Raw genomic sequence first — 26,646 nt, 5'->3', positions numbered from 1 at the left:
CTACTCGCCCAGGCGGCGGAACAGCCCCTCCTGCACCACGGACACCAGCAGGTTGCCCCCGCGGTCGTAGATCCGGCCGCGCGCCAGCCCCCGTCCGCCGGTGGCGATCGGTGACTCCTGGTCGTAGAGGAACCATTCGTCCGCCCGGAACGGCCGGTGGAACCACATCGCGTGGTCCAGCGACGCCATGTCGAAACCACGCGGACCCCACAGCGGCTCCACCGGGATACGGACCGCGTCGAGCAGCGTCATGTCGCTGGCGTACGTCAGCGCGCAGGTGTGCACCAGCGGGTCGTCGCCCAGCGGGCCGACCGCGCGCATCCAGACCGCGCTGCGCGGGTCCGCGCCCTTGACCTCGTCCCGCGTCCAGCGCAGCCGGTCCACGTATCTGATGTCGAACGGCTGCCGACGGGCCATCCGCTCCAGCGCCTCCGGAAGCACCCCCAGGTGCTCGCGCACCTCCTCGGCGACGGTCGGCAGCTCCTCGGGATCGGGGACCTCACGGGCGGGCGGCAGCTGGTGCTCGAAGCCCGACTCCTCCGGCCGGTGGAACGACGCCGTCAGATTGAAGATCGTCCGGCCCTGCTGGACGGCCGTGACCCGGCGGGTGGTGAACGACCGGCCGTCGCGGATGCGCTCGACGTCGTAGACGATCGGCACACCCGGACGCCCCGGACGCAGGAAGTAGGCGTGCAGCGAATGGACCGGCCGGTCCCCGTCGGTGGTACGGCCGGCCGCCACCAGGGCCTGTCCGGCGACCTGCCCGCCGAAGACCCGCTGCAGGGACTCCTGGGGGCTGCGCCCACGGAAGATGTTGACCTCGATCCGCTCCAGGTCGAGCAGATCGACCAGCCGCTCGGCAGGGTTCGTCATGCGGTTCGTCTCCACTCTCGCGGGGGTGCCGTGGGTATGAGCGCGGTCACAGCTGGCCGACCGAGGTGACCCTGACGACCGCCCGGCCCTCCTCGTCGGAGGCCGCCAGGTCGATCTCCGCGCTGAAGCCCCAGTCGTGGTCGCCGTTCGGGTCGGCGAAGGTCTGCCGCGCCCGCCACAGACCGTGCGCGGCGTCCTCGTCGATCTTCAGCAGCTTCGGCCCGCGCGCGTCCGGACCGGTGCCCAGATCGTCGTACTCGTCCCAGTAGGCGTCCATGGCGTCGCCCCACGCGTCCTCGTCCCAGCCCGTGTCGCCGTCCAGCTCACCGAGCTCGTGGACCTTGTCCAGCGCGGCCAGCTCCACCCGGCGGAACAACGCGTTGCGCACCAGCACCCGGAAGGCACGGGCGTTGGCCGTGACCGGCTTCACCTCGTCGGCCCGCTCCTGAGCCTCCTCGGCGGTCTCCACCTCCGGGTTGGCGAGCTGCTCCCACTCGTCGAGGAGACTGGAGTCCACCTGGCGGACCATCTCGCCGAGCCAGGCGATCAGGTCCTGAAGGTCCTCGGACTTGATGTCGTCCGGGATGGTGTGCTCAAGAGCCTTGTACGCACCCGCCAGATAGCGCAGCACGATGCCCTCGGTGCGGGCCAGCTCGTAGTTCGAGGTGAACTCCGTGAACGTCATGGCGCGTTCGTACATGTCACGGATCACGGACTTCGGTGACACCGGGTGGTCGCCCACCCACGGGTGGCTCCTGCGGTACACGTCGTACGCGTGCCACAGCAGCTCGCTCAGCGGTTTCGGATACGTGACGTCCTGGAGCAGTTCCATCCGCTCCTCGTACTCGACACCGTCCGCCTTCATCTGCCCGACCGCTTCGCCGCGCGCCTTGTTCTGCTGCGCGGCGAGGATCTGCCGCGGGTCGTCGAGCGTCGACTCGACGACGGAGACCATGTCCAGCGCGTACGAAGGGGAGTCGGGGTCCAGCAGGTCGAACGCGGCCAACGCGAAGGTGGACAGCGGCTGGTTGAGGGCGAAGTCCTGCTGGAGATCGACGGTGAGCCGGACGATACGGCCCTCCGCGTCCGGCTTGTCGAGCTGCTCCACGACACCGCCGTCCAGCAGCGAGCGGTAGATCGCGATGGCGCGGCGGATGTGCCGCAGCTGTGCCCTGCGCGGCTCGTGGTTGTCCTCCAGCAGATGCCGCATCGCCTCGAAGGCGTTGCCGGGACGCGCGATCACGGACAGCAGCATCGTGTGCGTGACCCGGAAGCGGGAGGTCAGTGGCTCCGGATCGGACTGGATCAGCTTGTCGAAGGTGGTCTCCGACCAGGCGACGAAGCCCTCGGGGGCCTTCTTGCGGACCACCTTGCGCTTCTTCTTCGGGTCGTCGCCCGCCTTCTTGACGGCCTTCTCGTTCTCGATGACGTGCTCGGGCGCCTGTGCCACGACGAAGCCCGCCGTGTCGAATCCGGCCCGGCCCGCCCGGCCCGCGATCTGGTGGAACTCACGGGCGCGCAGCGTACGAACGCGGGTGCCGTCGTACTTGGTGAGCGCCGTGAACAGCACCGTGCGGATGGGTACGTTGACGCCGACGCCGAGGGTGTCCGTACCGCAGATCACCTTCAGGAGACCGGCCTGGGCGAGCTTCTCCACCAGGCGCCGGTACTTCGGGAGCATGCCCGCGTGATGCACCCCGATGCCGTGGCGCACATAGCGGGAGAGGTTCTGGCCGAACTTGGTGGTGAAGCGGAAGTTGCCGATCAGATCGGCGATCTTCTCCTTCTCCTCCTTGGTGCACATGTTGATGCTCATCAGCGACTGCGCCCGCTCGACGGCCGCGGCCTGGGTGAAGTGCACGATGTACACCGGCGACTGCCTGGTCTCCAGGAGTTCGGTGAGGGTCTCGGTGATCGGGGTCAGCCGGTACTCGTAACTGAGCGGCACCGGCCGGGTCGCGGAGCGCACCACGGACGTGGGGCGGCCGGTGCGACGGGTCAGGTCCTCCTCGAACATCCTGACGTCACCGAGCGTGGCCGACATCAGGACGAACTGGGCCTGCGGCAGCTCCAGGAGCGGGATCTGCCAGGCCCAGCCGCGGTCCGACTCGGCGTAGAAGTGGAACTCGTCCATCACGACCTGGCCGATGTCGGCGTACTTCCCGTCACGCAGCGCGATGGACGCCAGCACCTCGGCCGTGCAGCAGATCACCGGGGCGTCCGCGTTGACGGAGGCGTCGCCGGTGAGCATGCCGACGTTCTCCGTACCGAACAGCTTGCACAGGTCGAAGAACTTCTCCGAGACCAGTGCCTTGATCGGCGCCGTGTAGAAGGTGACCTTGTCCTGGGCCAGCGCCGTGAAGTGCGCGGCCGCCGCGACCAGGCTCTTTCCGGAGCCGGTCGGGGTGGAAAGGATCACATTCGCGCCGGAGACCACCTCGATCAGCGCCTCCTCCTGAGCGGGATAGAGGGTGATGCCCTGCGTCTTCGTCCATGACGAGAAAGCCTCGAAGAGGGTGTCGGGGTCGTCGGTCGGGGGCAGCTGATCGATAAGGGTCACGCCCCCATCTTGCCTGCCTTCCGCCCGGATGAGGGAACCGGACGACTGTATGAAGATCACGGGCGATACGCTGCCCACTCAACTCGGCCGTGCCTGGGCGGCAATGGCAGCGATGCGATTTTGGGGGCGGGAAGAACCATGATGGGACCGGCACACTCTCTGTCAGGGGCAGCGGCCTGGCTGGGGGTGGGCGCGGCGGCGGCGGCCGCCGGCCACGCGATGCCGTGGCCCGTCCTGGTCGTCGGCGCGCTGATCACCGCCGGAGCCGCGCTGGCCCCGGACCTCGACCACAAGTCCGCGACCATCTCGCGCGCCTTCGGTCCGGTCTCCCGGGGTCTCTGCGAGATCGTCGACAAGCTCTCGCACGCCGTCTACAAGGCGACCAGGATGCGTGGCGACTCGCACCGCAACGGCGGCCACCGGACCCTGACGCACACCTGGCTCTGGGCGGTCCTGATCGGCGCCGGCGCCTCCGCCGCGGCGATCACCGGCGGCCGGTGGGCGGTCCTGGCGATCCTCTTCGTCCACCTGGTGCTCGCCGTCGAAGGACTGCTGTGGCGGGCGGCCCGGATGTCCAGTGACGTCCTGGTGTGGCTGCTCGGCGCGACGAGCGCCTGGATACTGGCCGGCGTCCTGGACAAGCCGGGCAACGGCTCGGACTGGCTGTTCAGCGCCCCCGGGCAGGAGTACCTGTGGCTGGGGCTGCCGATCGTGCTCGGTGCGCTCGTCCACGACATCGGCGACGCACTGACCGTCTCCGGCTGCCCGATCCTGTGGCCCATACCGCTGGGACGCAAGCGCTGGTACCCGATCGGGCCGCCGAAGGGCATGCGGTTCCGGGCCGGGAGCTGGGTGGAGCTGAAGGTGCTGATGCCGGTGTTCATGGTGCTCGGGGGACTGAGCGGGGCAGTGGCGCTGAACTTCATCTGACCGTCGGTACCGATGGCCGGTGCCGACAAGCCGGGCCCGACGGCCGGGACGGGGAACGGCCGACCAGGCAGAGTCGCGCTGCACCGGACGCTGAGCCGGAACGATCTCCCCGGCCGCCCCTGGACCGTTCCCGTCGAGCAGGCCGCGCAGCATCGGCTACACCGGGCGTCACCACCGTCTACGGCGATGACCTGCTCCGGTCCGCCTCGTGCCTCGGCCCGGCGCCCTCGCCGGACACCACCTCGCCGTCGCCCCCGGTGCCGCGACTTCGAGAAACCCCCGGACCGGCGGAGCATCACTCTCGAACAGCTCCTTCCCGAGCTGGGGGCCACTTCCTACGAGGCATGGGTGAACAAGCCCGACAAGCACCCGTACTGAAACGGCTGGGACCGAGAACCCGATCACTGTGCCGAGGTGGCGCCCCATTGCGGGGCCGCCAAGAAGGTAATGGCCGCCAAGAAGACATCCGATGCAGTTTTCCGTCAAGCGGCCACGGCCATGACGGGGATCTGTGGGGGTGGGAAGGCGGTGGTCTCGTCGTAGGGGACGTTGTTGGTGAGGCAGTGGTGGAGGCAGCCGAGCAGGCGGTTGAACAGGTTGCGTTGGGCGGCGGTGTGCCGTTCTCCGGCTTCGCGTCGGCGGTCGTAGTGGGCTCGTGCGCCGGGTGATGAGAGGGCGGAGAAGGCCCAGAGGTAGCCGGCTGCGGCGAGTCGTTGGTTCTTGACCCGGCGGGCCATGACGGACAGGCTCTTGCCTGACGCCCGGGTGACTGGTGCGGCCCCGGCGAAGGCCTTGAGGCCCTTGGCGTCGGTGAAGCGGGATCGGTCGTCGCCGATCTCGGCGAGCACCCGGGCGCCGGTGAGAGATCCGAGCCCTGGGAAGCTGATGATGATCTCGGCGTCCGGGTGCGTCTCAAAAGACTCCACCGTCGCGGTGGTGAGTTCCTCGACGCTCTCGCAGGTAGCCGCGAGTTGCCGCAGCAGCGCGACGGTTCGCAGGCCCATCGCTTGCTCGACCTGGGGCAGGTGTCTCATCTGCGGGGTGCGGAAGGCTTCGCGGAGGCGGTCCGCTTCGGCGTCGATACCGCGCTTGCGGCCGGCCTTCTTCACCAGGGACCGCAGCTGGCTGCGGGTGAGTCTGGCGGCCTGGGCCGGGGTGGGTGCCGCGGTCAGGACGGTCCGGGCGAGCGGAAGGCATAGTCCTTCGCGGGCGTTTGCGAAGGCGGCGAGGAATCCGGGGAAGTACTCCCGCAGGTGTGAGCGGAGCTTGTTGGCGGCCTGGATCCGGTCCCAGACCGCGTCCTGCTGGGCGCGGGCGAGGATGGCGATGGACTGGACGAGTTCGCTGTCGGCGGGCAGCGGCCGGTGGGCGGCCTTGTCCGTGCGCAGGATGTTCGCCAGGACCATGGCGTCGAGGTGGTCGGACTTCTTGCGGGCGACCGCGTAACGTTCTCGATACCGTGCTGCGGCCATCGGGTTGATGGCGTAGACGGGCCGTCCGGTTGCCCGGAGGCAGGAGACCAGCAGCCCGCGGGAGGTCTCGATGGCCACCGGGATCGGTGTTTCCGCGGTGTCGCCGTGTGTGGTGAGCAGGTCGAGGAGCTGTTGCAGGCCCGTGGCATCGTCGTCGATTCGGGCCCGGCCTAACAGGGTTCCTTCGTGGTCGACCAAGGCGACGTCGTGGTGGTCGCTGGCCCAGTCGATGCCGCAGAACACTTTCATCGTGTGGTTGAGGTCCTCTCGGTCGGGGCGGGTTGCTGCTGGTCGCAGCCGTGCGGGGGCACGCGTCTCCCTAATGGAAGGGCTCGATGGCCCTGCATCCGATTAGCCGTTCGTGACCCCAGCGATCCACAGGGCCCTCGGTCTGTGAGGGAGCTCGTACGGCTCCTGGCTCTTTGAGAGGTGACCCCTGCGAACGGCTCGGACCAAGAACTTCAACGATCCGATCATCGGACTGGATGCGGCGTGGTCGCCGTGGTGGCAGCGGACGGGACCGGAGGTCGGCTCTTGACCAAGGGATCGGATCCCGGGGGTGCCTGACGACTTCCCCGGCACCGACCGCCACCACCACCACGAACACGAGGTGAAGCCGGAGGTCGCACTCTTTTTGTAGACCTCATGGGCCGGGTAACGGGTAGCGATCCACCGGCTTCACCGCCCATTAGGTAATGGGGGGCAGTTCCGAGAACTGGGGTTCAAACCGCCCTCGGTGCCGCCGTGACCCCCATGAGCAGCGAATAGAGCGTGTCGTTCGCCGTGATGAAGAGGCGGTTCCTCTTCGGGCCGCCGAAGCGGATATTGGAGACCGTGTTGGGCACCAGGATGCGGCCGAGCAGGGTCCCGTCCAGGGCGTAGCAGTGCACTCCGTCGTCCATGGCCGCGGCCCAGAGATGGCCCCGGTCGTCGAAGCGGATATTGTCGAAGCGGCCCTCCTTGGTCCCGTCGGCGAAAACCTTGCCCTCGGAGAGGGTGCCGTCCGCGCGTACCTCGAAGACGCGGATCCGGTTGGCCCGGGTGTCGGAGACGTACAGCTCGCTCTCGTCGGCTGAGAAGACAAGGCCGTTGGGGGCGCCGAAGCCGTCGGCCGCGAGCCGCACCTCGCCGGTGTCCGGGGCGATTCGGTAGACGTTGTTGGAGCCGATCTCGCTCTCGGCGCGGTGGCCCTCGTAGTCGCTGGTGATCCCGAAGTCCGGATCCGAGAACCAGATCGAGCCATCGGACTTCACGGCCGCGTCGTTCGGGCTGTTGAGCCGCTTGCCCCGGTAGCGGTCGGCGAGCACGGTGACCGAGCCGTCGTGCTCGGTGCGGGTGACCCGGCGGTTGCCCTGCTCACACGTGATCAGACGGCCCTCCCGGTCCAAGGTGTTGCCGTTGGAGTGCCCCGCGGGTGAGCGGAAGACGCTGACGGCCCCGGTCATCTCGTCCCAGCGCAGCATCCGGTCGTTCGGGATGTCACTCCAGATCAGCTGGCGCCAGGCCGGTATGTACAGCGGCCCCTCCGCCCAGCGGGAGCCCACGTGGAGCGTCTCCAGTTGCCCATCACCCACGGTGCACTTCTCCGTACGGAACCTGTCGTCGAGCACTTCGTGCAGCGCGGAGCGGCCGGTGGCCATGTCCGTTCTCCTTCAGTAGTCCTGCGTTCCAAGTTATGAACAGCATCTAAGTTGTGAACAGCATCCTGCCGAAAGTGAGTATTGCAGGATGTCATATGGTGGGCGAAGCCATTTGCTGGAGCCGGTTCGGAGGAGAGTGTTATGGATGATGTGGACCGGAAGCTGCTGAACCTGCTGCAGGAGGACGCCACGCAGGCGTACACCGCCCTGGGCAAGGCCGTCGGGCTCTCGGCGGGCGCGGCCCATGAGCGGGTGCGCAAGCTGCGCGAGTCGGGGGTGATCCGCCGCACGACGGTCGAGGTGGACCCCGCCGCCGTAGGCGGCGGGGTGCTGGCCTTCGTCATGGTCGACTCGTCGGCCTGGATGGGCGACTCCGGCAAGCGCTTCGCCGCGATCCCCGAACTGCAGGAGGCCCACATCATCGCGGGCAGCGCATCGGTCCTGGTCAAGGTCAGGACCGGGACGACCGAGCAACTTCAGGACGTACTAAGGCGGTTGTACGAGATCGAAGGCGTCAGTGGCACTCAGGCGACGGTGGCCCTGGAGACGTTCTTCGAGAGGCCGGTGTCGACGGGAGTCTGAAGCACCTCCGTGAAGGTTTATGACGCCCTGTACGACATCGATTCCTGCCTCGTCGCGCCGCGCCGCACTCACAGGGGGACGCGAGCCTGTTCCAAGGAGTAGCGGATGCCCCCGGGGCTGCGTCCGGCGAGCTCCCCGATGTCCTTCTGCTGCAGCACCGGTTCGAGGTGGGGTGCTCGCGCGGAATGGAAACGGGCCGCCCGGAAGTGTGGTGAAGCCGGGTGAACAGTTCCTCGCAGTCGGGGTGTTCAAGGGCAGTCGTGATGACGGCGACGTTGTACGCGTCGCGCGCACTTCTTGCCTGGCCCGACCGGCGGGCCCCTCGCTCCTCAGCCGTGCCAGGACCGCCACAGCGCCGCGTAGGCGCCGTCCGCCGCCACCAGATCGTCATGGCTGCCCAGTTCACTGATCCGGCCGCTCTCGACGACCGCGATCACATCCGCGTCGTGTGCGGTGTGCAGCCGGTGGGCGATCGCCACGACCGTACGGCCGTCCAGCACCCGGGCCAGCGACCGCTCCAGATGCCGGGCGGCCCGCGGGTCCAGCAAGGACGTCGCCTCGTCCAGCACCAACGTGTGCGGATCGGCCAGGACCAGCCGGGCCAGGGCGATCTGCTGGGCCTGAGCGGGGGTCAGCGCCAGACCGCCGGAGCCGACCTCGGAGTCCAGCCCCTCCGCCAGGCCCCTCGCCCAGCCGTCCGCGTCGACCGCCGCGAGCGACGCCCACAGCTCGGCGTCCCCGGCACCGGCGCGGGCCAGCAGGAGGTTGTCCCGCAGCGAACCCACGAACACATGGTGCTCCTGGTTGACCAGCGCCACATGCGTACGTACCTGCTCCGCCTTCATCCGCGACAACTCCGCACCACCGAGCGTCACTTCACCCGTGCGCGGCGCGTAGATCCCGGCAAGGAGCCGGCCCAGCGTGGACTTTCCGGCCCCGGACGGGCCGACCAGCGCCAGGCGCGTACCCGGCGCGACGTCCAACGACACCCGGTGCAGGACATCCAGCCCGGCGCGGTAGCCGAAGCGGACCTCCTCGGCGCGTACGTCCCGGCCGTCCGGGACCACCTCCGCGTCGCCGGCGTCCGGTTCGATGTCCCGGACGCCCACCAGCCGGGCCAGCGACACCTGAGCGATCTGCAGCTCGTCGTACCAGCGCAGGATCAGCCCGATCGGATCGACCATCATCTGCGCCAGCAGCGCCCCCGTCGTCAGCTGTCCCACGGTCAGCCAGCCCTCGATGACGAACCAGCCGCCGAGCATCAGGACCGCGCCGAGAATCGTCACGTAGGTGGCGTTGATGACGGGGAAGAGCACGGAACGCAGGAAGAGTGTGTACCGCTCCCACGCGGTCCATTGCCGGATGCGCGTGTCCGACAGCGCCACCCGGCGCGCACCCAGCCGGTGCGCTTCCACGGTCCGCCCGGCATCCACGGTCTCCGCGAGCATCGCCGCGACCGCGGCGTATCCGGCGGCTTCCGAACGGTACGCGGACGGAGCCCGCTTGAAGTACCAGCGGCAGCCGATGAGCAGGACGGGCAGGGCGATCAGCACCGAGAGCGCCAGCGGCGGAGCCGTCGCGGTGAGCGCGGCCAGCAACAGCCCCGCCCACACCACACCGATCGCCAGCTGCGGCACGGCCTCGCGCATCGCGTTGGCCAGCCGGTCGATGTCCGTGGTGATCCTGGAGAGCAGATCACCCGTCCCGGCCCGCTCCAGCACGCCCGGCGGCAGCCCGACCGACCGCACGAGGAAGTCCTCGCGCAGATCGGCCAGCATCTCCTCACCGAGCATCGCGCTGCGCAGACGCATCGACCGGGTGAAGACTGTCTGCACGATCAGTGCGAGCGCGAACACCCCGGCGGTGCGCTCCAGATGGAGGTCGGTGACGCCGTCGGAGAGATCCTCGACCAGCCCGCCCAGCAGATACGGTCCGGTGATCGAGGCGATCACCGCGATGGCGTTGAACGTGATGAGCACGGCGAACGGCCTGCGGTGGCGCCGCAGCAGCTCCCGTACATAACTCCGTACGGTGGCGGAGGTGCCGACCGGCAGGGTCGTCGCCGACTCCGGTGCGGCCGGGTCGTACGCCGGTTCTGCGACGCCGATCATGCCCGTTCCTCGATTTCCTCGGTGGTCCTGAGTGTGCCTTGAGCGGCCGTGACGGCGGTCTCGTCGTCCGTCTCGCGTGTCACGACCGCCCGGTAACGGAGGTCCGTACGCAGTAGTTCACGGTGTGCGCCGACCGCGACGACCGTGCCGCCGTGCACCAGCACCACCCGGTCCGCCAGGTCGAGCAGCAGCGGCGACGAGGCGAACGCCACGGTTGTACGGCCCTGACGCAGCCCCTTGATTCCGGCGGCGACCCGGGCCTCGGTGTGCGAGTCGACGGCGGAGGTCGGCTCGTCGAGAACCAGCACCTCCGGGTCGGTCACCAAGGAGCGGGCCAGGGCGAGTCGCTGGCGTTGGCCACCGGAGAGCGAACGCCCGCGTTCGGTGATGCGCGTCGTCATGGGGTCGCCGTCCGTGGCGACGGACGCCTGCGCCAACGAGTCCAGTACGTCACCGCACTGGGCGGCGGACAGCGCGTCCTCGGCGGACACCCGCTCCGAGGCCGGAACATCGAGCAGCTCGCGCAGCGTGCCGGAGAGCAGGACCGGGTCCTTGTCCTGGACCAGAACCGCGGTCCGGGCAGAGTCCAGCGGGAGTTCGTCCAGCGGTACGCCACCGAGCAGGACGGACAGATGCATCGGCTCCGTCGTGACGCCGTCCGTGGCGGCCCGCCCGCCGTTCTCCGGCCTGTTGTGGTCCGTCCCGCGCGTCGGGTACTTCGACGCGTTCCCGTCCTCGTTCCCGTCCTCGTTCCGGATTCCGGTCGTGTCCTTGTCCTTGTCCTTGTCCTTGTCCACGTGCGCGTGTCCGCCGAGCCGTTCGGCCAGCCGGCCCGCCTCGTCCGGGTCGCCGCAGACCACCGCGGTGAACAGACCCTCCGGGGCCATCAGCCCGGTGACCGGGTCGTACAGATCGCCGGTCGGCACGGCGTCGACGGTCGAGGGCCGGTCCGTGCGGTGCAGCGACAGCACCCGGACCGCACGCCTGGCGGAGGGCCGTGAGAAGGAGTACGCCATCGCGATCTCCTCGAAGTGGCGCAGCGGGAACAGCAACAGCGTCGCCGCGCTGTACACCGTGACCAGCTGACCGACCTCGATCCGGCCGTCGCGGGCCAGCGTCGCCCCGTGCACGACCAGCGAGATGAGCAGCACGCCGGGCAGGAGCACCTGGATGGCCGAGATCAGGGACCACATCCGCGCACTGCGCACCGCGGCCTTGCGGACCTCCTGCGAGGCGCGCCGGTAGCGGCCGAGGAACAGCTCCTCGCCGCCGATGCCGCGCAGTACCCGCAGCCCGGCGACGGTGTCCGAGGCCAGCTCGGTGGCCTTGCCCGCCTTCTCGCGCTGGAGGTCGGCGCGCCGGGTGGCCCGGGGGAGCAGCGGCAGCACGGCCAGGGCCAGCAACGGCATGGCGAGTGTCACCAGGATGCCCAGCGAGGGCAGATAGAGGACGAGCCCCGCGCAGATCAGCACGAGGGCGGCAGCGGCCGCGGCGAAGCGGGAGAGTGCCTCGACGAACCAGCCGATCTTCTCCACGTCACCGGTGGAGACCGCGACGACCTCGCCCGCGGCGACCCGGCGGGTCAGCGCCGAGCCGAGCTCCGCGGTCTTACGGGCCAGCAGTTGCTGCACGCGCGCGGCGGCGGTGATCCAGTTGGTGATGGCGCTCCGGTGAAGCATGGTGTCGCCCAGCGCGATCAGCACACCCAGGACCGCGATCAGTCCGCCCGCCCACGCGAGGCGGCTGCCGGAACGGTCGACGACGGCCTGCACGGCGAAGCCGACGGCAGGTGGCAGTCCGGCCAGGGAACACTGGTGCAACAGCCCCCAGGAAAGGGCCTTGAGCTGACCGCGGAGCTGATTGCGGCCGAGCCAGATCAGGAAGCGTGGGCCCGACCGGACATCGGGATCGCCAGGATCCGAGTACGGAAGATCGCGAATCTGCATGACGTCCCATGGGTCGGTGTGTGCCGGTTTGTTCGGTGAATGACTCAAACCGTGCAAGGTTCACCCCGGAAGGCCCGTCGGAGCAATCGAATTTCTCCACGAACGGCACCTTTCACGCCATGGTCGCGAGTGGGCGGGCGGGAGGGGGGAAGCACTGCGGGGTCCGGGCCGGCTCAACCGAGCCGGCCCGGACCCCACACTTCCTCTCATCCCTCGCGTCGGACGGTCAGGCCTTCCCCGGACCTTCCGGATCCTTCGAATCCATGCCGGAGCGGGCCTTCTTCCACTCACCGCGCGTGAAGTCCGGAATCTGCTGCGGCGCGCCCTTCGCCTTGATGGACAGATGGCTGAGGGGCACGGGCGACGTCCATGTCGCCGCGTCGTACACATCGAAGTCGGGGACGAGACCGAGCCGCATGCACTGCATCAGCCGGAACACCAGCATGTAGTCCATGCCGCCGTGACCGCCGGGCGGGTTGGCATGCTCCTTCCACAGCCAGTGGTCCCACTGCGTGTACTTCGAGAAGTCGCCCCAGTTGTCGTCGGTGTGGTCGGGCTCGATGTAGATACGGGCCGGATAGTCCTCGAAGACACCCTTCGTACCGCCGAGGCTGTTGATCCGCGAGTACGGATGCGGAGTGGACACATCGTGCTCCAGCCGGATGACCCGTCCCTTGGCGGTCTGGACGAGACTGATCGTCCGGTCGCTCTCGATATAGGTCTCCTTCCAGCTCGGATCACCGGCCGGCATGTGTTTCTCGCGGTACTCGGCGAGCCCCAGGGACGGTGAGCCCACACTGGTGATGCTCACCGCACGGTCACCACGGTTGATGTCCATGTAGTTGGCGACCGGACCGAAGCCGTGGTTGGGGTAGAGATCGCCACGCAACCGGGTGTGCCACAGCCTGCGCCAGGGCCCTTCGTAGTACCCCGGATCGAACATCAGGCCACGCAGATCGTGGTTGTACGCGCCCGCGCCATGCAACAGATCACCGAAGAGCCCGGCATGCGCCATGCGCAGTACCCGCATCTCGTTGCGTCCGTAACAGCAGTTCTCCAGCTGCATGCAGTGGCGTCTGGTGCGCTCCGAGAGATCGACCAACTCCCACAGCTGGTCGAGCTGGAGAGCGATGGGACACTCCACGCCGACATGCTTGCCGTTCAGCAGGGCGGTCTTCGCCATCTCGAAGTGGAAGTCCCAGGGCGTCGCCACATAGACGAAGTCGATGTCCCCGCGCTTGCAGAGGTTCTCGTAGTCGTCCTCGCCATTGGTGTAGACGGCGGGGGCCGGCTGCCCTGCGGCGGTCACCTTCGCAGCCGCCCGTTCCGCCTTGGCCTTGACCGGGTCGCAGACGGCGACGACCTGCACGCCGCCGACGGCGAGAAAGAGGTCGATCATGCTGCCACCGCGGTTGCCGAGGCCGACCAGGCCGACCCGTACGGTGGAACGCCGGTCGAACGGCACCCCCACCATGGTGCGTCCCTGGCGCTTCGGGGCGGCCGCCTGATCCGGCTGTGCCGCGGCAGCGGTCTCCGGACTCCGGCCGGGGATGGCGGCGGCCGCGGTGCTGCTTCCGAGACCGCCGAGTCCGATCCCGGCACCGGCCACCGTGGCGGTCGTCCACAGGACCGAGCGGCGGCTCACCGAGCCGTCTTCGCCGTCCCGCGTACCGTCGTCGTTCTGCTGTGCTGCGTCGTTCATCGATCCTCCAGGAGAGGGGTCTGACGTGCGCGGCTGTTGAGTGAACCTCGTTAAAGACCCTGGTAGTTGGTATTGCTGATGCGCAAGGGGAGTGATTGGACTCCTGCGCCGAAACCATGGACTTTTGTGGGCACGCAGAAGCCGGGCGTGCTCGGATTCCGAGCACGCCCGGCGATTGGGTACAGCGGCCGATGGTCCAGGGAAGAAAGCGGTGGTTCGGGGCGGCCCGAGGCAGCCGGTGGCAGGCCTTGTCAGTCCGGGTCAGGACGATCTGTACCGTCAGGCGACCGAGGACGGGCGGTCACCGGACGGCCCGAGATCAGCGCACTACGGCCCCCGGGCGCGTCGCACGCTCCAGCTCCATCAGCACCGAGTAGTACGAGTGTCCCGTGGCCCGGTCCATTCCGATCTCGCACATCCGGTTGGCCGAGAGATACGCGTCGTACTCCCGCGTGTTCACCTCGGCGGCCTCCTTCGCCGTCGCGGAGGCCGTCAACTCCTTGTGCAGCATGCCGCGGTCGCCGGCGAAGGCGCAGCACCCGGCGTCGTCGGGGATCACGACCTCCTCCGCGCAGGCCTCCGCGACCGCGCGCAACTGCTCCACGTCGTCCAGATGTTGCATGGAACACGTCGGATGCAGGACCGCCGAACCGACCTTCCGGAGGATGGACAGCTCGGGAAGCAGTTCGTCGGCCGCCCAGACGAGGGAGTCGACAATGGTCAGCTCCCCGTGCAACTCCCGGTTTTCGTCGGTGAGATACGGCTCCACCTCATGGGCGATGCCCAGCGTGCACGACGAGGCGTCGACGACCAGCGGCAGCTTTCCGCCCGCGGTCCAGCCCCAGGCCGCCGCCACGATGCGGTTGGCCATCACTGCATTGCCCTCGTCGTACCCCTTGGAGTGCCAGATCGTCGCGCAGCACGTGCCCGCGACATCGTCCGGGATCCATACCGGCTTTCCGGCGCGGGCGGAGACGGCGACGACCGCCTGCGGCAGCGACGGGCCACGATGGCCCTCGGGCTCGCCGAAGATACGGTTCACACACGCCGGGTAATAGACGGCGCTCGCCCCGACACGGGAGGTGCGGGGCAGCTTCCGGGCGGCGGCACCGGGGATCTCGGGCAGCCACTCGGGCACCAGATCGGGGCGTACGGCCTTGCGGGCGAGCGCGGTGATGGTCTCCAGCGGCCCGTCGCCGAGCCGGTCGCCGATCCGGTCGGCCGCGGCGACCGCGATCCGGGCCGCCGCCTCCACCGCCTTGAAGTTCTTCGCCGTGAGTGCCGCGATGCGCTCCTCGCGCGGCGAGTGCCGCTGGTGGCGGAAGTCCTTCATCATGGCGCCGGTGTCGATGCCGACCGGACAGGCCAGCTTGCAGGTCGAGTCGCCCGCGCACGTATCGACGGCGTCGTAGCCGTACGCGTCGAGCAGTTGTGCCTCCACCGGGGAGCCGCCGGGCTGCCGCATCATCTCCCGGCGCAGCACGATCCGTTGGCGCGGCGAGGTGGTCAGGTCATGGCTGGGACAGGTGGGTTCGCAGAAGCCGCACTCGATGCAGGGATCGGCGATCGGCTCGACCTCGGGGATGGTCTTCAGCCCGCGCAGGTGGGCCTTCGGGTCGCGGTCGAGGACGATGCGGGGTGCCAGCACCCCGTCGGGGTCGATGATCTGCTTCGTGCGCCACATCAGTCCGGTGGCCTTCGGACCCCACTCCAGCTCCAGGAAGGGGGCGATATTACGGCCGGTGGCGTGCTCCGCCTTCAGGGAGCCGTCGAAGCGGTCCACCGTCAGCCGGCAGAAGTCGTCCATGAACGCGGCGTAGCGGTCGACGTCGGACGGCTTCGCCGCGTCGAATGCGAGCAGGAAGTGCAGATTGCCGTGCGCCGCGTGACCGGCGACGGCGGCGTCGAAGCCGTGCTCCGCCTGAAGTCCGAGCAGGGCCTCGCAGGCGTCGGCCAGCCGGGAGGGCGGCACCGCGAAGTCCTCGGTGATCAGCGTCGTACCCGAGGGCCGGGAGCCGCCGACCGCGGTGACGAATGCCTTGCGGGCCTTCCAGTAGCCCGCGATGACCTTGGCGTCGCGGGTGAACTCATTGGTCACCGACGCCACGGGGGCCACCAGGTCGAGTTCTTCGACGACCGCTGCAGCCGCCCGCTCGTAGGCCTCCTGGCCCGTCTCGTCCGGAGCTCGGAACTCCACCAGCAGCGCCGTGGTCTCCTTGGGCAGCTCGGCCCAGTCGGCGGGCACGCCCTGGACGCTCACCGACGCGCGCAGCGTATTGCCGTCCATCAGCTCGACGGCGATCGCCCCCGCCTCGTTGAAGCCGGGCACGGCGGCCGCCGCCGCGGTCAGCGAGGGGAAGAACAGCAGGGCGGTGGAGACGCGGCGGTCCAGCGGCAGGGTGTCGAAGACGACCTCGGAGATGAAGCCGAAGGTCCCCTCGGAGCCGACCATCAGACCGCGCAGGATCTGCACGGGCGTCGAGCCGTCCAGGAAGGCGTCGAGCCGGTAGCCGTTGGTGTTCTTGATCTCGTACTTGGCGCGGATCCGGGCGGTGAGCCCGGCATCCGCCTCGATCTCCGCCTTCAGCGCCAGCAGCCCCTCGCACAGCCGCGGCTCGGCACGGGCCAGGTCCTCGTCCGCCGCGGGGTCCCCGGTGTCGACGACCGTGCCGCTCGGCAGCACGAAGGTGAGGGAGGAGACGGTGCGGTACGAATTGCGCGTCGTCCCCGCGGTCATACCGGAGGCGTTGTTGGCGACGACTCCGCCGATGGTGCACGCGATGGCGCTGGCCGGGTCGGGGCCCAGCAGCCGGCCGTGCCGGGCGAGGGTGGCGTTGGCGCGCAGGATCGTCGTCCCGGGCCGGATGCGGGCCCGCGCGCCGCCGTCCAGGACCTCGATGCCCGCCCAGTGGTGGCGTACGTCGACGAGGATGTCCTCGCCCTGGGCCTGGCCGTTCAGGCTGGTGCCGGCCGCGCGGAAGACGACCTCGCGGCCCTTGCCGTGCGCGTACGACAGGATCGCCGAGATGTCGTCGATGTCCTCCGGGACCACGACGACCTGGGGGACGAACCGGTAGGGACTGGCGTCGGAGGCGTACTTCACCAGGTCGGAGACCTTCCACAGCACCTTCTCCGGGCCCAGTAGGTCGATCAGGTCGCCGCGCAGCGGTTCGGGCGTCCCCGGAGCCTGCCGGTCGGGGACCCGGTCCACGGACGGGGCGCGCACCTCGGTGGGGCGGAGTGCTTCCGGCTTCGGCTCCAACAGCGGCATGGCGCTCTCCTCGGCGGTTCTGTTCTGTACTTGTGTGTGCCTGTGTGGTTTGCGCTTGTACGGTGCGGTTCCGGACAGCGATGGCAAGTACGCGGCACCCATCGGGCGAACGCGCGTCCCCGCCGGTTCAGCAGCGGCGCTCCGGCATTCCGTTGACCAGGGCGGACAACAGCCCGCCGAGCACCTCGCGCTGATCCGCAGTCAATGGAGCCAGGATCTCCTCTGCTGCGGCCCGGCGCGCGTCGCGCAGCGACCGGAGGGTGGCGAGACCCTCCTCGGTGATCTCGATCCGGACCACCCGCCGGCTGTCCGGATCGGGGGCGCGGCGCACCCGGCCACTGGCCTCCAGGCCGTCGACCAGGCTGGTCACGGCGCGCGGGACGACGTCCAGCCGCTGCGCGAGATCGGCCATCCGGGGAGGGCCGTCGTAATGCGCGACGGTGCGGAGCAGTCGGAACTGTGCGGGAGTGATGCCGATCGGCTCCAACTGGCGGCTCTGGATCCGCTGGAGTCTGCGGGTCACCCGCAGCAACTGCTCGGCGAGCACGCCATCGGCGTCGGAGGAGTCCATGGTCGAACAGTATCAGGACCTTGTGCATTGTGAGTATAGGTAACAATGAGCTATGCTCTCAAAGGCTTCGAGTCCCCGGACCTCGAGTCCCGGACTTCCAGTTCCCGGATGCGGGACGAGTTGCCGCATGCCCGACGCACGTCTGACGAAGGAGCCCATGAAACCCGACGAAATCACCTGGACGCCCCCGCCCCGGGACAAAAGCGTCCCACCCCCCGAGCTGCGCCGCATCCTGCGCCTCTTCCACCCCTACCGAGGCCGCCTGGCCCTGGTCGGACTGCTCGTCGGCGCCTCATCGCTGGTTTCGGTCGCCTCGCCGTTCCTGCTGCGCGAAATCCTGGACACCGCCATCCCGCAGGGGCGTACGGGACTGCTGTCGCTGCTCGCCCTCGGCATGATCCTCACCGCCGTGATGAACAGCGTCTTCGGCGTCCTGCAGACCCTGATCTCCACCACGGTCGGCCAGCGCGTCATGCATGATCTGCGCACCGCCGTCTACGCCCAGCTGCAGCGGATGCCGCTCGCCTTCTTCACCAGGACCCGTACCGGCGAGGTGCAGTCCCGTATAGCCAATGACATCGGCGGCATGCAGGCGACCGTCACCTCCACCGCGACGTCACTGGTCTCCAACCTCACCGCGGTCATCGCCACGGTCGTCGCCATGCTGGCGCTCGACTGGCGGCTCACCCTCGTCTCGCTCCTCCTGCTGCCGGTCTTCGTCTGGATCAGCCGTCGGGTCGGCCGCGAGCGCAAGAAGATCACCACCCGGCGGCAGAAGCAGATGGCGGCCATGGCGGCCACGGTCACCGAATCGCTCTCCGTCAGCGGCATCCTGCTGGGCCGGACGATGGGCCGGGCGGACTCCCTCACCCAGGGTTTCGCCGAAGAGTCCGAGAAGCTGGCCGATCTCGAAGTGCGCTCCAGCATGGCCGGGCGGTGGCGGATGTCGACGATCGGCATCGTCATGGCGGCCATGCCCGCCGTCATCTACTGGGCAGCGGGCCTCGCCCTGCAGTCCGGCGGCCCCGCCGTCTCCATCGGCACACTCGTCGCCTTCGTCTCCCTCCAGCAGGGCCTCTTCCGGCCCGCGGTGAGCCTGCTCTCCACCGGCGTGCAGATGCAGACGTCCCTCGCGCTCTTCCAGCGGATCTTCGAGTACCTCGACCTCGAAGTGGACATCGCCGAGCCCGAGGACCCCGTCCGGCTGGACGAGATCCGCGGAGAGATCCGCTTCGAGGACGTCGACTTCAGCTACGACGAGAAGAGCGGTCCGACCCTGAGCGGCATCGATGTGACCGTTCCGGCCGGCGGCAGCCTGGCGGTCGTCGGCCCCACCGGGTCCGGCAAGTCCACGCTCAGCTATCTGGTGCCCAGGCTCTACGACGTCACCGGCGGCCGGGTCACGCTCGACGGCGTCGACGTACGCGATCTGGACTTCGACACCCTGGCCCGGGCCGTGGGCGTGGTCTCCCAGGAGACCTACCTCTTCCACGCCTCGGTCGCCGACAACCTGCGCTTCGCCAAGCCGGACGCGACCGACGCCCAAATAGAGGCGGCTGCCCGCGCGGCGCAGATCCACGACCACATCGCCTCACTGCCCGACGCGTACGACACCCTGGTCGGTGAACGCGGCTACCGCTTCTCGGGCGGCGAGAAACAGCGCCTGGCCATCGCCCGTACGATCCTGCGCGACCCGCCCGTCCTCGTGCTCGACGAGGCGACGAGCGCCCTCGACACCCATACGGAATTCGCCGTGCAGGAAGCGATCGACGCGCTCTCCGCGGGACGCACCACTATCACCATCGCGCACCGTCTCTCCACCGTCCGCGACGCAGACCAGATCGTCGTCCTGGACGGCGGTCGCACCGCGGAGCGCGGCAGCCATGACGAACTTCTCAACCAGGCCGGGCGCTACGCCGCCCTGGTCCGTCGGGACACCCAACTGGAGCCCACGACAGGCTGATCGGCGGGTTCGGGCGTGCCCCGCCGAGGCCGTACATGCGGCGACGCCGCCGCTCCCGTGGGACGGGGAGCGACGGCGCCGGGCGAAGCGATGGTCAGACGAGCCAACCCACGAAGTGGACGATGCCGGCGAGCAGGTTGGTGATGAGGTTCATTCGGTGATTCTCCTTGTACATGGTGCATCTGTGGGACAACGCAGTCGCGGTCTGCAGCCCGTCGCTTGCGCCCTGTAATCATCATCCGTCGCAGGGGAGTTGAGCAACGAATGGCGAAACGATCACACGTTCGAGCGAACATCCGATCCCCTGTTCGTGTGTTCTGTTCGTGAGTCCGGTTCGTGTCGTCCAGGTGGGCGTTCTGGACAGCGGGATAGCGTGCCCGCATGGTGAACCAGTCCCCGGACACCCCGCCTGGCCGCGCTCTCCGCCCGAGCCGGCGCAGCCGTCTGGTGCTGCTCATCGGCTTCGTCCTCGTCCTTGCCGTGGCGGCCGCCGTCCTCGTACCACTGCTCCTGCGGGGGCCGAAGATCGAACGGGTTCACCCCTTGGTGGTCCCCGAGGGCCGGCGGGCGTCTCAGGTGTACGCCGCGGTGGACAAGACCCTGGCCGTCGCACCCGGCACCACCGAGAAGGCCGTCGGCACGGCGGATCTGCCGCTCCCGGCCGCGGCGAAGGGGAATCCCGAGGGCTACCTCTTCCCGGCGACGTACCCCATCACGTCCGACACCACCCCGCAGAGCCTGCTCAGGTACATGGCCGACACGGCGGTCGAGCGATTCGGCGCGGACCACATCACCGCGGGCGCGCGGCGCAACGGCGTCTCGGGGTACCAGACGGTGACGATCGCGAGCATCGTGCAGGCGGAAGCGGACACCGAGCGCGACATGGGCAAGGTCGCCCGAGTCATCTACAACCGCCTCTACCGGGGCATGCCGCTCCAGATGGACTCCACGCTCAACTACGCGCTGAACCGCAGCACCCTGCACACCACCACCGGTGACACGAAGATCGACAGCCCCTACAACAGCTATGAGCGCAAGGGCCTGCCGCCGACGCCCATCGGGAACCCGGGGGAGCAGGCGATGGTGGCGGCGATCACGCCCACGCCCGGACCATGGCTGTACTTCGTCACGGTCGCGCCGGGGGACACCCGCTTCACCACCAGCTATACGGAACAGCAGAGGAATGTGGAGGAGTTCAACCGCAGGCGCCGCAGCGCGTCCGGTGGCTGAGCACCCGCCCGATCACACCGCGGCGGACGCGAGCGTCGCGTCCGCCCCCGCCCCGGCCCCCGTTCCCGCCTCTGCTTCGGCCTCCGCCCCCGTCTCTGCTTCTGCCTCCACATCGGTCGCGGTTCCGGCCGCGGTCCCGGTCTCGTGCAGCAGGCGCGTGATCGCACGCACTGCGGCCCGCCCGGCCCGGTTGGCCCCGATCGTGCTGGCGGACGGTCCGTAGCCGACGAGATGGATGCGTCCGTCCCGTACGGCCCGGGTGCCGTCGACGCGAATGCCGCCGCCCGGCTCGCGCAGCTTCAGCGGGGCGAGATGATCGATGGCGGCCCGGAATCCGGTCGCCCACAGGATGACGTCCGCCTCGACCGTCCGGCCGTCGCCCCAGGCGACCCCGGTCGGCGTGATCCGCTCGAACATCGGCAGCCGGTCGAGCACGCCTTCCTCGCGGGCGAGCCGGACCGTGTCGGTGAGCGGCAGCCCCGTCACGCTCACCACACTCTGCGGCGGCAGCCCCCGTCGTACTCGCTCCTCCACCATTGCCACGGCGGCTCGTCCCCGGTCCGCGTCGAACGGCCCCTCCCGGAAGACCGGCGGCCGACGGGTCACCCAGTACGTCTCGGCCGCCACCTCGGCGATCTCCATCAGATGCTGCGTACCGGAGGCACCGCCACCGACCACCACCACGCGCTGCCCGGCGAACTCCGCGGGCCCCGGGTAGTTCGCGGTGTGCAGCTGCCGCCCCCGGAAGCTCTCCTGACCCGGGTAACGCGGCCAGAACGGCCGGTCCCAGGTGCCGGTGGCGTTGATCAGGGCGCGGGTGGCGTACGTACCCTCGGACGTTTCGACGAGCAGTCGTCCGTCATCGCCCTCGCGCACGGCGTGCACCTCGACCGGCCGGTGAACCCGCAGGTCGAAGGTGCGCTCGTACGTGTCGAAGTACGCGCCGATCACCTCGGAGGAGGGCCGGCTGTCGTCCGCTCCGGTGAGTTCCATGCCGGGTAGCGCGTGCATGCCGTGCACCTTGCCGTACGTCAGTGAGGGCCAGCGGAACTGCCAGGCGCCGCCGGGACGCGGAGCGTGGTCGAGCACGACGAAGTCACGGTCGGGCTCCAGACCGGCGCGCCCCAGATGGTAGGCGCCGGACAGTCCCGCCTGTCCGGCGCCTACCACGACGACTTCGACCGTGCGCGCTGCGGCCACCCCAAAGTTGTTCACGCTTCTACTAACTTCTTCGAGGGTGCGGATCTTCCCGCGATCGGCCGTGAAGCTCGCGCACAGACGCACAGACGCACAGGCTCTCGGAGCTCGGGAGCTCAGCGACCGCCCGCGACGAGCAGCGGAGCCCCGCCGGGCGCGGACGCGGGCCGGCCCGTCGCGGCAGCCACGCCGAGCCGCGGCGACGCCGGTACGGTCGACAGCAGACCCCGCGCCGCCAGCTCGGGTGTCACGCCAGAGCGGGGGGAGCAGCTCGACACCGAATAATTCCGGGCCTTTCTTCTGTGTAAATGAATCGAGATAATCCGAGTCGAGAGGTGCGATTGGCTTTGCTCGCACAAGGAAAGGATCGTGGAGGTCAGGTGCTCGTCGCTGGATAGGATGATTTCTCATGGGTCACACCTTGAGTAATCTGAAAATTCACCTTCCGTATGTACTCGAGTTGGCGCCGGTCGGCATATCGATCAGATACTGCCGCGAGGCTGAGGCTTTACGTCGCGGTTGAAAGTAGTTCGGATGTCTCTGCCGTGCTAGACTTAAGTCGTAGTTGCAGTTGTGGTTCCCGAAACTTCAAATGCTCTGGCGGTTGTATGTCGTTGGGCATTTTTGTATCTCCGGTGCTTATCCGGACGGGGTTCATTGTGGCAACGCAGGGGTTCACACGGTGTGGGCCCGCGGGCACTGCCCCCAAGGAGATGTGACATGGCTACTGGCACCGTCAAGTGGTTCAACTCGGAAAAGGGCTTCGGCTTCATAGAGCAGGACGGTGGCGGCCCGGATGTCTTCGCCCACTACTCGAACATCGCCACGCAGGGCTTCCGTGAGCTTCAGGAAGGCCAGAAGGTGAATTTCGACGTCGTGCAGGGCCAGAAGGGTCCGCAGGCGGAGAACATTACTCCCGCCTGACGCCGAAGCGTATGAAGTAGCCGGGGCTCCGCCTTGCGTTGGGGCCCTGGCTTTCTGCTTCCTGTATTCCGGCGGAATTCTTTTAGTCTCACATTCGGCTCGTTCTTGCAATTCATCCGGCTCATCCTGTCGGAAATTCCTCGATGCGCGCCCTGTCGAGGAAGGTTCTCCATGAGCCGTTCAGCTCGCACGAACGACCGTTTCCGCCCACAGGACCAGAGGCGCCCTGGCGTCAGTCCAGGCGATACCGGGCGCCGCTCCTCCGCACCACAGGGGGAGTTCGCGCTGCCGGTCACCGTCACCCCGGCCCTCTCTGCGGCCGCGACCTTCGGTGAACTGGACATGCCAGTCGAGTTGCTGAAGATGCTCACCAGCCTCGGCCTGAACGAGCCGTTCCCGATCCAGGCCGCCACGTTGCCGAACTCCCTCGCAGGGCGTGACGTCCTGGGCCGCGGGCGCACCGGATCGGGCAAGACGCTCGCCTTCGGTCTGGCGCTCCTGGTGCGGACGGCCGGGCAGCGTGCGGAGTCGCGGAAGCCACTGGCCCTGATCCTCGTCCCCACGCGCGAGCTGGCCCAGCAGGTCACCGATGTGCTCGCCCCGTACGCCCGGTTGCTGAAGCTGCGGCTGGCCACTGTGGTCGGCGGCATGTCGATCGGCAGGCAGGCCGGCGCACTGCGTACCGGGGCCGAGGTGGTCGTTGCGACTCCTGGCCGCCTCGCGGATCTCATCGAGCGCAAGAGCTGCCGCCTGGACCGGGTGAACATCACCGTCCTGGACGAGGCCGACCAGATGGCGGACATGGGCTTCATGCCGCAGGTCACCGAATTGCTGGACCAGGTACGTCCCGACGGCCAGCGCATGCTGTTCTCGGCCACGCTGGACCGTAACATCGACCTTCTTGTCCGTCGTTACCTCCATGACCCGGTGGTCCATTCGGTCGACCCGTCGGCGGGTGCGGTCACCACGATGGAGCATCACGTGCTGCAGGTGCACGGCGCCGACAAGTACGCCACCGCCACCGAGATCGCGGCCCGCGACGGGCGCGTGATCATGTTCCTGGACACCAAGCATGCTGTCGACCAGTTCACCAAGCACCTGCTGAGCAGCGGCGTGAAGGCCGCGGCGCTGCACGGCGGCAAGTCGCAGCCCCAGCGCACCCGCACCCTGGCACAGTTCAAGACCGGCGACGTCACGGCCCTCGTGGCCACCAACGTCGCGGCTCGGGGCATCCACATCGACGACCTCGATCTCGTCGTCAACGTCGACCCGCCCGGCGACCACAAGGACTACCTGCACCGCGGCGGCCGTACAGCCCGCGCCGGCGCGTCCGGCAGTGTCGTCACACTGGTCCTCCCCGGCCAGCGCCGGGACATGGCCCGTCTCATGTCCGACGCGGGCATCAGGCCGCAGATCACGCAGGTCCGCTCCGGCGAGGCCGAGCTGAGCCGCATCACTGGCGCCCAGGCTCCCTCCGGTGTCCCCGTCGGCGGCAGCGGGCCGGTCACGGAGAGCCCGAAGCGCGGCGGCGCCCCCTTCCGCGGTCTGGGCACCCGCCCGGGGCGGGCCGGCGGCGGTGGCGAGTCTCGCCGGTCTGCTGAGGCCCGCCAGATCGCCGAGGCCCGCATGGCCGCCCGGGTCCGTCGTGGCGCATAGCTCGGCAACGGTGCCCTCGCACGCTGTGTGCGTGACTCAAGCCGACTTGCGCCACACGGAGATGTGCTTCGCGGAGCCTGGGTGAACGGCGCCCCGTCCCAGTCCGCGACGCGCCGTTCCGGCTCGAGCCCTGCGACCCGTGCCACGAGGTCGAGCTTGGTCGGCCAGGCGTACCGGTGCCGGGAGTTCGTGCGGTGGTAGTGGCCGTCGTCGCCGTCGCGGGTGAGTTGGCGCGAGACGAGGATCTGTTCGAGCAGGTCGAAGGTGTCGAAGCCGAGACGCCGCTCGGAGACGTCGAACGGCACCGCGACCTGCCCGGGCGGCAGGAACCGCAGCGGTGGCAGGGTGTGTACGGCGGACCGGCGGACGGTGGGACTCGGTTGGTTTCTTCTATCGGCGTCCGGCGGTGAGCCGGCCGTCGAAGGCGACTACACCGGTGGGAACGGCGCTCGCGGGGACGACGATGGTGGTAACCGAGCGCTACGACTCCTGATCGGGCGTCCGGCCAGGCTCTCGGGCTGCCGGCGCGACGCACCAGCCACGGCCGGCTGGGCGCGGGCGGCACCAGCGGCCGGCTGCCAGGCCCCCTGAGCCGTTGGCCGGACACCCGTGACACACCCGTACAGCCCCGCGAGTCCTTCCGGGCCAGGTGGCGCCGCACCCGAGAAGGAGCGGCGAAATGAGCCCCCGGGAGACCCTCCTCGCACGGATCACAGTCGCACTGGCCGACGTACCCGCGACCGGGACACCCGACAGCGTCCCCGCCCCCGCGACTACCGGAGCAGTCACGCCGGAAACGATCCCGCAGCCCTCTTCGTCTCGTCGAGCGCGTCGCCGAGTACCAGGCCACCATGGATCCGCACGACCGAGGAGGGGGTCGGAGACCGGTCTCTCATCCGTGAGAGGGAGGCCTCCCGTGCGTCCGGGGCTGCTGCAGCCGGGCCGCGAGCTCCTCCGGCAGGACGTCCCGGTTTGCCGGAGTGAGCTGGACGACCTCGATGTCGGCGCGCCGCTTGAGGGCGTCGGTGAACGGATCGCGGTGCGTGTGGACCGTGGCGACGACGTCGACCTCTGCGACGAACAGCGCGCCGACCGCGTGCCGGAACGCCGTGCACGCCAGTTCCATCCGCCCCAGCTCGTCGATGAGCACCAGCCGCCCTGTTGCCTCCTCGGTTGCTGCCGGCCGAAGCGATGGCAGCGCCAGTCCTTCCATGACGCCCAGGTCGACGCCGTATTTCCCTACCAGTGGCGGACCAGGCAGATCCACATGGGCGAGCACCTCCCGCCGGCCTGCCAGGGTCTCCAGGGCGAATCCGACGCGGGCGCCGGATTGCCGGATCTCCTCCGTGGTGAAGCCGGTGGCCGCGTGAGTGGGCAGCAGCGCGGCCAGCCGGCGGAGGGCGGTCGTCTTGCCCGCGCCAGGGCGGCCCTCGAGCAGGATCCTTGTCGGCACACTGCCATCTTCGCTCCCGCTTTCGGAAGCGGCCCGGGTGGGCTCGGCCGAACGGGGGATTTGGGGTGCGAACCGGTGCCGGTGCCGCCGTTGCGGGTATGGCGGCGCGCATGAGCGGAATTGAACTCAGCAGCACCGCGTTCGACGACAAAACAGTGATCCCCCGTCGGTACAGTGGCGAGGGTGAGAACATCTCACCGCCCCTGACCTGGTCGGGGGTGCCTAACGAGACCACGGAGCTGGTGCTCCTGTGCGAGGACCCGGACGCGCCGGGGACGACCTTCCTGCACTGGCTGGTGACCGGCATCGATCCGAGGGCCACCGGGGCGGCGGAGGGTCAGAAGCCCCAGGGGGGCCTGCCGTGGCCCAATGGCTTCGGCCGCGTGGGCTGGGGAGGGCCGATGCCTCCACCGGGGCACGGGCCGCACCGCTACTTCTTCCGCCTGTACGCCCTGTCCGAGCCGCTGCCGCTGCACGACCACCCGGGCGCCGAGGACGTGCACCGTGCCCTGAAGGGCAGGGAGCTGGCCTCCGGCACTCTGGTCGGGACCTATCAGCGCTGAGC

General features: G+C 69.0%; 18 protein-coding genes and 1 pseudogene. 7 read left to right on the top strand and 12 right to left on the bottom strand.

The annotated features are described in order from the left end of the window. Together OG936_RS02665 and OG936_RS02660 are read right to left on the bottom strand one after the other, a co-directional pair. Complete coding sequence (locus OG936_RS02665) at positions 1-873, bottom strand: acyl-CoA thioesterase (RefSeq protein WP_371665149.1); 873 nt, start codon at positions 871-873, stop codon at positions 1-3. 46 nt (positions 874-919) lie between these two features. Further along, positions 920-3,433, bottom strand: a complete 2,514-nt coding sequence (locus OG936_RS02660; protein ID WP_406492248.1) for a DEAD/DEAH box helicase — start codon at positions 3,431-3,433, stop codon at positions 920-922. A 138-nt stretch (positions 3,434-3,571) separates the two neighbouring features. Between OG936_RS02660 and OG936_RS02655 the strand changes: the two genes are divergently transcribed. Beyond that, positions 3,572-4,363, top strand: coding sequence for a metal-dependent hydrolase (locus tag OG936_RS02655; protein WP_371665147.1), 792 nt, complete (start codon positions 3,572-3,574; stop codon positions 4,361-4,363). Between the two features lie 482 nt (positions 4,364-4,845). Here OG936_RS02655 and OG936_RS02650 read toward each other — a convergent pair whose 3' ends face one another. Then, on the bottom strand, positions 4,846-6,084 hold the full coding sequence (locus OG936_RS02650) for an IS110 family transposase (protein WP_331755202.1): 1,239 nt from the start codon (positions 6,082-6,084) through the stop codon (positions 4,846-4,848). A 473-nt stretch (positions 6,085-6,557) separates the two neighbouring features. Continuing rightward, a complete protein-coding gene (locus OG936_RS02645) occupies positions 6,558-7,475 on the bottom strand; it encodes an SMP-30/gluconolactonase/LRE family protein (RefSeq protein ID WP_371665146.1) in 918 nt (305 codons plus the stop codon). Positions 7,476-7,616: 141 nt separating this feature from the next. Between OG936_RS02645 and OG936_RS02640 the strand changes: the two genes are divergently transcribed. Beyond that, complete coding sequence (locus OG936_RS02640) at positions 7,617-8,057, top strand: Lrp/AsnC family transcriptional regulator (protein ID WP_371665145.1); 441 nt, start codon at positions 7,617-7,619, stop codon at positions 8,055-8,057. 329 nt (positions 8,058-8,386) lie between these two features. On the opposite strand, the gene OG936_RS02635 is transcribed toward OG936_RS02640, so the two are convergent. From OG936_RS02635 to OG936_RS02615, 5 genes are all read right to left on the bottom strand, one after another. After that, positions 8,387-10,168, bottom strand: a complete 1,782-nt coding sequence (locus OG936_RS02635; protein WP_406492245.1) for an ABC transporter ATP-binding protein — start codon at positions 10,166-10,168, stop codon at positions 8,387-8,389. Then, positions 10,165-12,114, bottom strand: a complete 1,950-nt coding sequence (locus OG936_RS02630; protein WP_406492243.1) for an ABC transporter transmembrane domain-containing protein — start codon at positions 12,112-12,114, stop codon at positions 10,165-10,167. The genes OG936_RS02635 and OG936_RS02630 overlap by 4 nt, the downstream gene beginning before the upstream one ends. A 226-nt stretch (positions 12,115-12,340) precedes the next feature. Continuing rightward, a complete protein-coding gene (locus OG936_RS02625; protein WP_406492242.1) occupies positions 12,341-13,816 on the bottom strand; it encodes a Gfo/Idh/MocA family protein in 1,476 nt (491 codons plus the stop codon). Between the two features lie 319 nt (positions 13,817-14,135). Then, the gene (locus OG936_RS02620) at positions 14,136-17,087 is read right to left on the bottom strand and encodes an FAD-binding and (Fe-S)-binding domain-containing protein (protein ID WP_406492241.1); all 2,952 of its coding nucleotides are present in this window, start codon (positions 17,085-17,087) and stop codon (positions 14,136-14,138) included. Positions 17,088-17,214: 127 nt separating this feature from the next. After that, a complete protein-coding gene (locus OG936_RS02615; RefSeq protein ID WP_189280113.1) occupies positions 17,215-17,658 on the bottom strand; it encodes a MarR family winged helix-turn-helix transcriptional regulator in 444 nt (147 codons plus the stop codon). Between the two features lie 157 nt (positions 17,659-17,815). Here OG936_RS02615 and OG936_RS02610 point away from each other — a divergent pair, with 157 nt between their 5' ends. Beyond that, positions 17,816-19,621 carry an ABC transporter ATP-binding protein gene (locus OG936_RS02610; protein WP_406492239.1) on the top strand — a complete coding sequence of 602 codons (1,806 nt, stop codon included), beginning with the start codon at positions 17,816-17,818 and terminating at the stop codon, positions 19,619-19,621. Between the two features lie 381 nt (positions 19,622-20,002). Further along, positions 20,003-20,851, top strand: a complete 849-nt coding sequence (mltG, locus tag OG936_RS02605; protein ID WP_406492237.1) for an endolytic transglycosylase MltG — start codon at positions 20,003-20,005, stop codon at positions 20,849-20,851. 12 nt (positions 20,852-20,863) lie between these two features. Here the strand turns inward: mltG and OG936_RS02600 are convergent, their stop codons facing one another. Then, on the bottom strand, positions 20,864-22,066 hold the full coding sequence (locus OG936_RS02600; RefSeq protein ID WP_406492236.1) for an NAD(P)-binding domain-containing protein: 1,203 nt from the start codon (positions 22,064-22,066) through the stop codon (positions 20,864-20,866). Positions 22,067-22,768: 702 nt separating this feature from the next. Between OG936_RS02600 and OG936_RS02595 the strand changes: the two genes are divergently transcribed. Next, on the top strand, positions 22,769-22,972 hold the full coding sequence (locus tag OG936_RS02595) for a cold-shock protein (protein ID WP_361458513.1): 204 nt from the start codon (positions 22,769-22,771) through the stop codon (positions 22,970-22,972). 171 nt (positions 22,973-23,143) lie between these two features. Then, on the top strand, positions 23,144-24,628 hold the full coding sequence (locus OG936_RS02590; protein ID WP_406492234.1) for a DEAD/DEAH box helicase: 1,485 nt from the start codon (positions 23,144-23,146) through the stop codon (positions 24,626-24,628). Between the two features lie 36 nt (positions 24,629-24,664). Here OG936_RS02590 and OG936_RS02585 read toward each other — a convergent pair. Then, positions 24,665-24,972 (bottom strand): annotated as a pseudogene (locus OG936_RS02585) (SAM-dependent methyltransferase); the annotation flags it as partial. A 548-nt stretch (positions 24,973-25,520) separates the two neighbouring features. Then, positions 25,521-26,081 (bottom strand): nucleoside-triphosphatase, encoded by a 561-nt coding sequence (locus tag OG936_RS02580; protein WP_406492233.1) that lies wholly within the window; start codon positions 26,079-26,081, stop codon positions 25,521-25,523. Positions 26,082-26,191: 110 nt separating this feature from the next. On the opposite strand from OG936_RS02580, the gene OG936_RS02575 reads away from it, so the two are divergent. Continuing rightward, positions 26,192-26,644: a YbhB/YbcL family Raf kinase inhibitor-like protein gene (locus OG936_RS02575; RefSeq protein WP_406492232.1), complete on the top strand. Its 453-nt coding sequence runs from the start codon at positions 26,192-26,194 to the stop codon at positions 26,642-26,644. Positions 26,645-26,646 lie beyond the last annotated feature (2 nt).

The sequence above is a fragment of the Streptomyces sp. NBC_00846 genome, from assembly GCF_045207325.1.
GTDB lineage: Bacteria > Actinomycetota > Actinomycetes > Streptomycetales > Streptomycetaceae > Streptomyces.
This window is presented reverse-complemented; position numbering and strand designations above follow the sequence as displayed.

Bases quoted from the DNA above. Each gene is read 5' to 3' on its own strand.
- OG936_RS02630 (WP_406492243.1), bottom strand. From the start codon at position 12,114: ATGCAGATTCGCGATCTTCCGTACTCGGATCCTGGCGATCCCGATGTC.
- mltG (WP_406492237.1), top strand. From the start codon at position 20,003: ATGGTGAACCAGTCCCCGGACACCCCGCCTGGCCGCGCTCTCCGCCCG.
- OG936_RS02640 (WP_371665145.1), top strand. From the start codon at position 7,617: ATGGATGATGTGGACCGGAAGCTGCTGAACCTGCTGCAGGAGGACGCC.
- OG936_RS02575 (WP_406492232.1), top strand. From the start codon at position 26,192: ATGAGCGGAATTGAACTCAGCAGCACCGCGTTCGACGACAAAACAGTG.
- OG936_RS02595 (WP_361458513.1), top strand. From the start codon at position 22,769: ATGGCTACTGGCACCGTCAAGTGGTTCAACTCGGAAAAGGGCTTCGGC.
- OG936_RS02665 (WP_371665149.1), bottom strand. From the start codon at position 873: ATGACGAACCCTGCCGAGCGGCTGGTCGATCTGCTCGACCTGGAGCGG.
- OG936_RS02615 (WP_189280113.1), bottom strand. From the start codon at position 17,658: ATGGACTCCTCCGACGCCGATGGCGTGCTCGCCGAGCAGTTGCTGCGG.
- OG936_RS02650 (WP_331755202.1), bottom strand. From the start codon at position 6,084: ATGAAAGTGTTCTGCGGCATCGACTGGGCCAGCGACCACCACGACGTC.
- OG936_RS02590 (WP_406492234.1), top strand. From the start codon at position 23,144: ATGAGCCGTTCAGCTCGCACGAACGACCGTTTCCGCCCACAGGACCAG.
- OG936_RS02610 (WP_406492239.1), top strand. From the start codon at position 17,816: ATGAAACCCGACGAAATCACCTGGACGCCCCCGCCCCGGGACAAAAGC.
- OG936_RS02620 (WP_406492241.1), bottom strand. From the start codon at position 17,087: ATGCCGCTGTTGGAGCCGAAGCCGGAAGCACTCCGCCCCACCGAGGTG.
- OG936_RS02625 (WP_406492242.1), bottom strand. From the start codon at position 13,816: ATGAACGACGCAGCACAGCAGAACGACGACGGTACGCGGGACGGCGAA.
- OG936_RS02655 (WP_371665147.1), top strand. From the start codon at position 3,572: ATGATGGGACCGGCACACTCTCTGTCAGGGGCAGCGGCCTGGCTGGGG.
- OG936_RS02635 (WP_406492245.1), bottom strand. From the start codon at position 10,168: ATGATCGGCGTCGCAGAACCGGCGTACGACCCGGCCGCACCGGAGTCG.
- OG936_RS02645 (WP_371665146.1), bottom strand. From the start codon at position 7,475: ATGGCCACCGGCCGCTCCGCGCTGCACGAAGTGCTCGACGACAGGTTC.